Raw genomic sequence first — 9,333 nt, forward strand, 5'->3', positions numbered from 1 at the left:
CGGTCAGTCGCCCGCCTCGCGCGCGGGATCCACGCGCCGGACGAGGACCCAGGTGTTGCCGAGATCGGTGACCGTGTGGGTGAACTCGTCGAGCGCGGCCTGCGACAGCGCGAGCCCGCGTCCGCTCTCCGCCTCCTCGCCCGGCATCGACACGGCGTCCCAGTCGATCGGTGCCGGCGGGGCGGTGTCGCGGATGTAGGCGCGCAGCTCCTCCGCCGTCACGCGGACGTCGATGCTCAGCACGACGTCCGCGTGCTCATTGTGCTGGGCGACGTTGGTCGTGACCTCGCTCAGCGCCAGGGTGAACAGCACCTGATCCTGGGCAGGTACCTCCGGAGCCAGCGGCCACAGCCGGTCGAGCTCGTCGAGGGCGCGGTCGACGAGGGCGAGCCCGGCGGGCCCGTCGATGTGGAAGGCCCGGATGTCAGCGTCCATCGAACGCCGATTCCGGCGTCGGGTAGTCGCGGAGCACGCGATCCAGGTTGGTGAGGTGGAGGACGGTGCGCACGGCCTCGGGAACGGCGGCGATGCGCAGATCGCCGCCGGCCACGCGGGCGCTCTTGAGGCCGCCGACGAGGGCGCCGAGACCGGAGGAGTCGACGAACTCGGTGCCGCTCAGATCGATCGCGATGCGCGGCTGCCCCGCGGCGACGAGGTCGCTCACCGCGTTGCGCAGCAACGGCGCTCCCGAGGCGGTCAGGCGGCCCGTGATCGTGACGACGGCATAGCCGTCCCTGGTGTCAGTGCTGACGTTCATTCGACTCCTTCTCGAGGACCTTCGCGGCCGGACCGCGGTAGCGTGCCGCCTGGATGATGACGCTGAGGACGACCAGGTCGTACAGGACCCAGGCGGTGTTGACGAGGGTGCCGGTGCCGTCGCCGGTGCCGACGATGACCCGGGCGACCCCGATGATGAGGGCGATCACGAGGACGACCATGGCGGTGAGCTGCGGCCAGATCTCGCGCCACGGGATGCCCCGAGGATCGCGGCCGTCCTTCCTGGTCACGGCGAAGGAGAGCGGTCGGCCGAGCACCACGTTGGCGAAGGCCGTCCAGCACGCGCGGATCCACACGGGGAACAGCGCAAGCGAGTACTGCTGACCTCGCCAGGTCTTCACCCCCTTCGCGACCACGAGGAACAGCGCCTGATTGACGAGGAAGTACGGCAGGAAGCGCGCGAAGAAGTCGACCGACCAGGCGGTGACGGGGAGCACGCCGAACACGAGATAGATCACCGGGGCGGCGAGGTAGACGATCGCGGCGAAGCCCGAGAGGTAGCTCCACATCGTCGCGAAGTACATGAGGCGCTGCCCCACCGAGAGTCCTCGCTTGGCCAGGGGGTTGTCGCGCAGCATGACCTGCAGCGTCCCCTGGGCCCACCGCAGCCGCTGCGTGAGCATCGTCCGGAGGTCTTCCGGGGCGAGCCCGTGCGCCAGGATCTCGTGGTGGTAGACGCTCTTCCAGCCGAGGGCGTGGAGCTGCATCGCCGTGGCCATGTCCTCGGTCACCGAGATCGTGGCGAGGGGGAGGATCGGCTGCGCCTCATCCGCACGGTCGAGGCGGAGCGCATCGAGCAGTCCGCGGACGGCCTCGACGGCGGTGAGGGGGGAGAGGTCGGACGCGGCGAGCGCGTCGAGTCCGGCCTCGTCCACGATCACCTGCCCGAGCTCCGCGTCCTGCTGCACCGGCAGGGACTCGATCACTGCGAGGTCGGCACGGATGCCCTCGAGGTCGTGGGCGACGAGGATGCGGGAGGCGCTGTCGACGGCTTCCCCCACGCGGGCGGCCACCTCGGCGACCGACTCGCCCGCGGCGAGCTCCTTGCGTCCGCGTGCGATCGCGATGCGGAGCGCGCCGAGCTCGGTGGCGAGCGCCGGGTCGGTCGCCGCCTCGGCCTCGCGGGCGATGAGGGCCTCGGACGTCTTGAGGGCCCGCGCGGCGGAGTCGGTCACGTTCCGCACGTAGCCGACGATGCCGAGCTGCATCAGTGCTTCGCGGCGGAGCACGGCGTTCGAGCCGCAGAAGAAGGCCGCGTTCCAGCCGTCCTTCCCCTGCTGGATCGGCCCGTAGAAGAGGGGCGCCTGGCTGCCGAGCGGGTCGGCCTCGTCGACGTTCACGAACCATTGCGGCGTCTGCACGAGGGCGACCTCGGGATCATCGGCGAAGTAGCCGAGCGTGCGGTGCAGGATCAGCGGGTCCGGCACCTGGTCGGCGTCGAGGATGAGGAGGAACTCGCCGTCGGTCTGGAAGAGGGCGCTGTTGAGATTGCCCGCCTTGGCATGCCGGGGCTTGCCCGTCCAGTCTTCGGAACGCGTGAGATAGCCGACGCCGGCGGCCCGGGCTTCGGCTTCGAGCTCGGGCCGGGAGCCGTCGTCGAGGATCCAGGTCGAGTGCGGGTAGGCGATCCGCTTCGCCGCCTTCGCGGTGGTCATGACGAGCTCGATCGGCTCGTCGTAGGTCGTGATGAACACGTCGACGGTGCCCTGCGGAGGCGACACCGGCGCCGGACGCTCCTTCGCGCGCCACATCGTCAGGCAGAACAGGAACGTGTCGATGAGGCTGTAGGTCTCTGCGATCACGAGCGGCACCGCGATCCACCAGGCCGACCAGTTCACCGACTCCAGCCAGCGCCAGGCGACGTAGTTCACGCCGAGCAGGACCGACAGCAGCGCGAGGACGCGGATGGTCGCGAACCGGGCGGTCACGCGTCCCTCCGCACGACCACGACGGTGATGTCGTCGGTGGCGCGCTCATCGTTCGCGAGTCGCAGGGCTTCGCGCACGGCGCCGTCCGGTCCCATCGCGGTGAGCACCCGCTCCACGTGGCCGAACGGGTCGTCGGCGTCGAGGACGTCGAGGAGACCGTCGCTGCAGCAGATGAAGGCGTCCCCCACCTCGAGCCGCGTCGTCACCGGGACCCGGGGGTCGGCGAGGCCCATCCCCATGCCCAAGGGCAGGTTCGTGGAGCGCAGGGGCGTCCACGACCCGTCTGCGCGGACGACGAACGCGAGGCTGTGGCCGGCGTCGATGACTTCGAGCTCTCCCGTCTCCGGCTGCAGTTCGGCGACGACGGCCGTGACGAACATCGACGTGTCCGCGAGGTCGTCCTCGAGCAGGCGGTCCACTTCGATCACGGCGTCGGTCAGCGAGCGCTCCGGCGCCGTGCGCAGCGAGGCCCGCACGGTGGCCGCGACCAGCGCCGGGCCCGTGCCCTTGCCCATGGCATCGGCCAGGGTCACCCGCAGGGCCTCGCCGTGGCGCGAGAAGTCGTAGTAGTCCCCGGCGAGCGTTCCCCGCGGGGCGGCACCGGCGGCGATCGTGTACCCGGCGATCTCCGGGTGCGCCCGGGGGCGCAGCGCCCGCTGCACCACGGCGGCGTGGTCGACGTCGGCGTCCTGCGCCAGCTCCGTCTGGACCCAGAACGCGAGGTCGCGCAGGAGGTCCTGCTGGGCATCCGTGAAAGTATGCGGTTCCGTGTCGAGCACGCACAGCGTCCCGACCGGCTCCCCTCCCGGCGCGTGCAGCGGATGGGCCGCGTAGAAGCGCAGGTGCGGGTCGCCGGTCACGAACGGATTCTCGGCGAAGAGGTCGGTCGTGCTCGCATCCTCCACCACCACCGTCCGGTCCTGCGACACGGTGTAGTCGCAGAACGAATCCTGTCGCGGTGCCTCGTTCCCCCCGAGGCCGATCTGCGATTTGCGCCACTGCCGGTCGCGATCGATCAGCGAGACGCTGACCATCGGCACGCCGAACATCTCCTTCGCCAGTCGTGCCACTCGATCCACCCGCTCATCGGGTGGCGTGTCAAGGATCCCCAGTTCCTCGAGCGCTGCCTGTCGCCGTCGCTCGTCGAACATTCCCCCGGCCCTCCTCCGTGTTTATTCCCCTCATCCTAGGGAGGAACCGCACCTGGGGCGCCAGGCCGTCCGGCGGCATTCAGGTGAACCACAGGAAACGGTTCTGCGCAAGCCCCGCGGAGAACCGCTTCTCCGGATCTACCATCGCGCCAGGACCAGAGCGCCGTGTCTGCGCGTCCTCGGAAAGGAGGCAGGTGGATGCCGCTCAAGACCCGCCAGCGGGACCGGTACAACCGCCGAGAAGCCCTCGCCGGCTATCTCTTCATCTCGCCATGGCTCATCGGATTCCTCATCTTCACGGCCGGCGCGATGGTCTACAGCCTGTACATCTCGTTCAGCAGCTACAACCTCGCCACGAACAGCGCGCGCCCGGTCGGCATCGACAACTACGCCAACCTCTTCGAGGACCCGCGGGTGGGCGTCTCGCTCGCCAACACGCTGTTCTACGTGGTGATGGCGGTGCCGCTGGAGATCGTGTTCGCGCTCGTCCTCGCGCTGCTGCTCAACCGGGTCGGGCGAGGTGCGGGATTCTTCCGCGTGCTCTACTACCTGCCGAAGATGACCCCGGCCGTCGCCACGGCCGCCGTGTTCTTCCTCCTCCTGAACGGCAACTCCGGAGCGATCAACCAGTTCCTCCGACTGTTCGGCATCCAGGGGCCCCAGTGGCTCGTCGACCCCGCGTGGGTCAAGCCGAGCATCGTGATCATGACGCTGTGGACCGTCGCGGGAACCATGGTGATCTTCCTGGCGGCCCTCAAGAACGTGCCGGTCGAGCTGTACGAGGTGGCCTCGCTCGACGGGGCGGGACCGATCAGGAAGTTCTTCTCGATCACCCTGCCGATGATCTCGGGGGCCATGTTCTTCAACGTCATCGTGCTCTCGATCGCCGCCTTCCAGATCTTCGATCAGGCGTATCTGCTGTTCTGGCGGGATCAGAGCAACTCGTCTCCTGAGGCGTCGCTCTTCTACGCGATCTACCTGTTCCAACAGGCCTTCCGGCAGTTCAACTTCGGCTTCGCGGCGGCGATGGCGTGGCTGCTCTTCGTCATCATCATGATCATCACGCTCATCCAGGTGAAGGTCGGCAACCGCTTCGTCTACTACGAGGGAGACCGCTGATGTCCCAGACCCTGCGTCAGGTCCCCGTCGAGGCCACCGGGGACGACCTCCCGGAGGCCGTCGCGGCTCCCGCCCCGGCCCGGTCGCGCTGGCGACGGCGCCTGCGACAGCCGAAGAGCCTCGTCGCCCGGATCGTGCTGAACATCATCCTCGTGCTGTTCGCGCTGCTGTTCCTGTACCCCTTCGCGTGGCTCATCGCTGCCAGCTTCAAGCCGCGGGGGGAGGTGTTCGACAACGCCCTCATCCCGAAGACGTTCGTGCCGGAGAACTACGTCGAGGTGTGGAATCAGCTCCCGCTGCTGAACTGGATGGGCAACAGCATCGCCATCGCGCTGCTCGCCGCCGGTGCCGTGGCGATCTCCAGCTCGATCGTGGCGTTCGGCTTCGCCTACTTCCGCTTCCCGGGGCGCGGGCTGCTGTTCGGCCTCGTGCTCGCGACGATGATGCTCCCCGGCGCGGTGACGATGATCCCGATCTACCTCATCTGGAAGGAGACCGGACTCCTCGGCACCTGGGTGCCGCTGTGGGGCATGAACCTGTTCGGCTCGGCCTTCTACATCTTCCTGCAGCGGCAGTTCTTCCTCGGCCTTCCTCGGGAGCTGTTCGAGGCGGCGCGGCTCGACGGGGCCAGCGCCTGGGGCCTCTTCTGGCGGATCGCGATGCCGCTGTCGATACCGTCGTTCGTCATCGTGTTCCTGTTCGAGTTCCAGGCGAGCTGGAACAACCTGCAGGCCGCCCTCATCTACCTCAACGCCGGGTCGGTGGACGAGTTCACCGCGCCGCTCGGCATCGCCTACGCGATGACCAAGTACAGCCCCACGGCGGGCGGTCACGGTGATTACCAGTACGTCATGGTCGCCTCCCTCCTGGTGACCCTCCCCATGCTCATCCTCTTCGCCTTCGGGCAGCGTGCCTTCATCGAGGGCGTCGCCACCCAGGGGCGCAAGGGATGACGAACCACAGATCGAAAGGAGCAGTCATGCGCACACGCATGCTGGGAATCACCGCGGTCGCCGCGGCATCCGTCCTCGTCCTCGCCGGGTGCGGCGGGGGAGGGGGAGACGACCAGGCGGCCGACGCCGACTTCGGCGCGGAGCCGAGCGGCACGCTCAAAGCGTGGGGCTTCGAGAACGCCGACGACGTCGGCACCTCGCGCATGGACTACGCCGCCGAGCAGTTGAAGGACGTCGAGGTCGACCTCGACGCGACGGCCTTCGACGCGCAGAAGTTCACCACGCGGATCGCGAGCGGCGACGTGCCCGACGTCGTGCAGATGGACCGCCGGTACGTGACCACGTATGCCGCGCAGGACCTCATCATGCCGCTCGACGAGTGCTTCGCCGCCCAGGACGTCTCGCCGCGGGATCACTGGTACCCCTTCGTCGTCGACGACGTCACCTACGACGATGCCGTGTGGGCGGTGCCGCAGTTCTACCAGCCGCCGGCGATCCTGCTGAACAAGGCCGTGCTCGACGAGGCGGGGGTGACGGCGGACGAGATCGACACCTCCAAGCCCGACGTGCTGCTCGGCGCGATCGAGAAGATGTACCAGGAGTCCGGGGGTGTGCCCACGCGGCTCGGGTTCGACCCGGTCGCGACGGGCCAGGCCGGGCTGTGGATCCTCGGCATGGGCGGCCAGCTCAACGATGAGAAGGGCGCGCCCACCCTGGACGACCCCAGCAACGTGGCCGGCATCGAGATGCTGAAGCAGATCACCGACGCGCAGGGCGGCTTCGCGGCCGTCAAGAGCTTCACCGACTCGTTCGACGCCTTCGGCGACCAGAACCAGTTCGTCGCCCAGCAGGTCGGCGCGCAGGTGAACGCGCAGTGGTATCCGAACGTGCTGAGCCCCTACGCCGACCAGATCGACCTCGAGGCTGTGCCGTTCCGGAATGCCGACGGGGAGCCGTTCTCGGTCGCGTCCGGCACCGCGTTCGTGATCCCGGCCGGGGCGGAGAACCCCGCGGCGGCGTGCGCCTGGATGGTGAACCTCACCTCGGACGACGCCTGGAACGCGGCGGGCGAGGCCCGTGCCGAGACGCTGAAGACCGACGGCGGTATCAACACCGGGCTCTTCACCGGATCGCCGTCCGCCGATCAGTCGATCCGTGAGACCTTCGTGACGGACAGCGGCAACGCCGGCTTCGACCAGGTCATCTCGACCTACTACGACGTGGTGGACTACGGACAGTCCTTCGGTTCCTCGCCCGCGGGCCAGGAGATCCAGAACGAACTCAACAACGCGATCACCGCAGCGCTGCTCGGGGACAAGTCTCCCGAGGACGCGCTGAAGGAGGCGCAGGAGGCGGCGATGCGGGCGTACGAGAACGCCACCGCCGGCTAGACCCCGGAGGGGCAGAGCGCCAGGCGGCCATGCCCGCCGGGCGCTCGTCGTCGGATCGGGTCGGCGTGGATGATGGAGGCCTACCGATCGGAGGTCGACCATGGACCAGCGTGAGCTCGATGAGCGGATCCGTGACTACTACGAGGACCAGTTCGACGAATCGGCGCGGTTGACGACCCGCTCGGCGCAAGGACCTCTGGAGCACCAGCGCATCCAGGAGCTGATCGCCGCGCACCTCCCCGAGGGTCGCGTCATCGATGTCGGAGGCGGGGCGGGCGTCCATGCGCGGTCGCTCCTGGACCGTGGCCATCAGGTCATCCTCGTCGACCCGGTGCGCGGGCACGTCCACAGCGCGGCGCAGCGGGGCGTGGATGCTCGTGTAGGGGACGCGCGCTCGTTGCCGTTCACCGCGGACAGCTTCGATGCCGCTCTTCTCCTCGGTCCGCTGTACCACCTGGCGGATCGCGCGGACCGCCTCCAGGCGCTCGGCGAGGCCGCACGGGTGGTGCGATCCGGCGGCTGGGTGTTCGCGGCAGGCCTCTCGCGATTCGTCGGATTCGGTCAGCTCGCGCTGGGCGTGACCGACCTCCACCTCGACGATGAACACGGCGCACTGCTGGAGCACGGGGCGCCCTCCTCGCGAGGTCGCTTCCCTGCCGGGCACTTCCACACGGCGGATTCGCTCGCCGAGGAGGCCGCCGCCGCCGGACTCGACGTTGTGGAGGTCCATGGCGTCGAAGGGCCCGGCGGGCTGCTGCTGGAGGAGATGCCTGCGGAGGAGACGGCGCTCACACAGGCGGCTCTCCTGCTGGCGCGAGCCGGGAGCACCGTTCCCGGAATCCGGGAGCTCAGCCCGCACCTCCTGGTCGTGAGCCGGGTGCGGTGACGCTCTGCAGTGTTGACTGTTAACAGTCAACACTGGTAGCCTCGCGGTGTCGACAACACGGTCGACCCACGTAGAGGAGCAAAGATGCCCCGCATGCGCATCACTCGGGCGGCCGCTGCCTTCGCCGCCCTCGCCGCCACCGCTCTGGTGCTGTCGGCCTGCACGAAGGTCGACGAGAGCGAGGGGGCCGCCTCGACCTATCCCGAGGACGACATCCGGCTGATCATCCAGGCCAATCCCGGCGGCGGCTCCGACCTGTCGTCCCGCGCGCTCGCCACCGAGCTCGAGAAGATCCTCGGTATCAGCGTGATCCCGGAGAACATGCCCGGTGCCGCGGGAGCGCTCGCGATGGAGTACGTCGGCTCGCAGGATCCCGACGGCTACGTCATCGGCTTCGCGCCCGTCGAGATCGCGATGCTCAACACGACCCAGAGCGCCGACGTGCTGCCCGACGACTTCGACCTGCTCGGCCAGATCATGCTCGCTCCCGGCGTCATCACGGTGGGTGCCAACAGCGGCATCGAGACCCTCGACGACCTCGTGACGCAGGCGAAGTCCGGCGCGGTCACGGTCGCGAACTCCGGTGCCGGCTCGATCTGGGAGGCCGCCACCCTCGGCCTCGGCCAGGCGACCGACGCCGACTTCACCCCCGTCCCCTACGACGGCGGCGCCACGGCTGTCGCGGCCGCCGCGTCCGGTGAGACCGTCGCCGCCGTCTCCGGACTCGGCGAGGCGCTCGCGCAGGGCGAGGCCGTCCGCATCCTCGCGGTCATGAACGACGAGCGTCACCCCGACGCGGAGGATGTCGAGACGGTCGAGGAGGCCATCGGCGAAGAGGTCGTCTTCGGCGGCTGGGGCGGCATCTACGCACCGGCCGGACTGCCGGACGACGTGCACGACGCCCTCGAAGCCGCCGTCAAGGAGGCCGTGGAGTCCGAGAGCTACCAGAAGTTCCAGGCCGACGCCGGCAACCTCGTGGTCTACCGCGACTCCGAGGAGTGGACCGGGTTCGTCGACGACCAGTTCGCCCTGTTCCAGGACCTCCTGGGCTGAACACCTCCGGTGGGGGGGGGGCCCCCCCCCCCCCCCCCGCGCGGCGCGGCCCCCCCCCCCCCCCCGCCGCCCGCC

At 69.2% G+C, this 9,333-nt stretch carries 9 protein-coding genes; 5 read left to right on the plus strand and 4 right to left on the minus strand.

Going from position 1 to position 9,333, the window contains the following annotated elements:
- Window positions 1-3: 3 nt before the first annotated feature.
- Genes M4D53_RS16430 through M4D53_RS16445 form a run of 4 tightly spaced genes read right to left on the minus strand, consistent with a single transcriptional unit; the run spans window position 4 to window position 3,856 of the window.
- Window positions 4-435, minus strand: a complete 432-nt coding sequence (locus M4D53_RS16430; protein WP_187662649.1) for an ATP-binding protein — start codon at window positions 433-435, stop codon at window positions 4-6.
- A complete protein-coding gene (locus M4D53_RS16435; RefSeq protein ID WP_187662648.1) occupies window positions 425-757 on the minus strand; it encodes an STAS domain-containing protein in 333 nt (110 codons plus the stop codon). Before M4D53_RS16435 ends, M4D53_RS16430 begins: the two co-directional genes overlap by 11 nt.
- Complete coding sequence (locus M4D53_RS16440; protein ID WP_259955102.1) at window positions 741-2,705, minus strand: glycosyltransferase family 2 protein; 1,965 nt, start codon at window positions 2,703-2,705, stop codon at window positions 741-743. The genes M4D53_RS16435 and M4D53_RS16440 overlap by 17 nt, the downstream gene beginning before the upstream one ends.
- Window positions 2,702-3,856 (minus strand): PP2C family protein-serine/threonine phosphatase, encoded by a 1,155-nt coding sequence (locus tag M4D53_RS16445; protein ID WP_259955103.1) that lies wholly within the window; start codon window positions 3,854-3,856, stop codon window positions 2,702-2,704. The genes M4D53_RS16440 and M4D53_RS16445 overlap by 4 nt, the downstream gene beginning before the upstream one ends.
- Window positions 3,857-4,054: 198 nt before the next feature.
- On the opposite strand from M4D53_RS16445, the gene M4D53_RS16450 reads away from it, so the two are divergent.
- The 5 genes from M4D53_RS16450 to M4D53_RS16470 all read left to right on the plus strand — a co-directional run bounded on the left by M4D53_RS16450 (window position 4,055) and on the right by M4D53_RS16470 (window position 9,258).
- Window positions 4,055-4,975, plus strand: coding sequence for a carbohydrate ABC transporter permease (locus tag M4D53_RS16450; protein ID WP_187662645.1), 921 nt, complete (start codon window positions 4,055-4,057; stop codon window positions 4,973-4,975).
- Entirely contained in the window at window positions 4,975-5,928 is a 954-nt protein-coding gene (locus tag M4D53_RS16455) for a carbohydrate ABC transporter permease (protein ID WP_187662644.1), read from the plus strand. Before M4D53_RS16450 ends, M4D53_RS16455 begins: the two co-directional genes overlap by 1 nt.
- Window positions 5,929-5,954: 26 nt before the next feature.
- The gene (locus tag M4D53_RS16460) at window positions 5,955-7,319 is read left to right on the plus strand and encodes an extracellular solute-binding protein (RefSeq protein ID WP_144881801.1); all 1,365 of its coding nucleotides are present in this window, start codon (window positions 5,955-5,957) and stop codon (window positions 7,317-7,319) included.
- Between the two features lie 100 nt (window positions 7,320-7,419).
- A complete protein-coding gene (locus M4D53_RS16465) occupies window positions 7,420-8,205 on the plus strand; it encodes a class I SAM-dependent methyltransferase (protein ID WP_259955107.1) in 786 nt (261 codons plus the stop codon).
- A 93-nt stretch (window positions 8,206-8,298) separates the two neighbouring features.
- A complete protein-coding gene (locus M4D53_RS16470) occupies window positions 8,299-9,258 on the plus strand; it encodes a tripartite tricarboxylate transporter substrate binding protein (protein WP_259955108.1) in 960 nt (319 codons plus the stop codon).
- Window positions 9,259-9,333: the final 75 nt, after the last annotated feature.

The organism is Microbacterium meiriae, from assembly GCF_025143875.1.
GTDB classification, from domain to species: Bacteria; Actinomycetota; Actinomycetes; order Actinomycetales; family Microbacteriaceae; genus Microbacterium; species Microbacterium meiriae.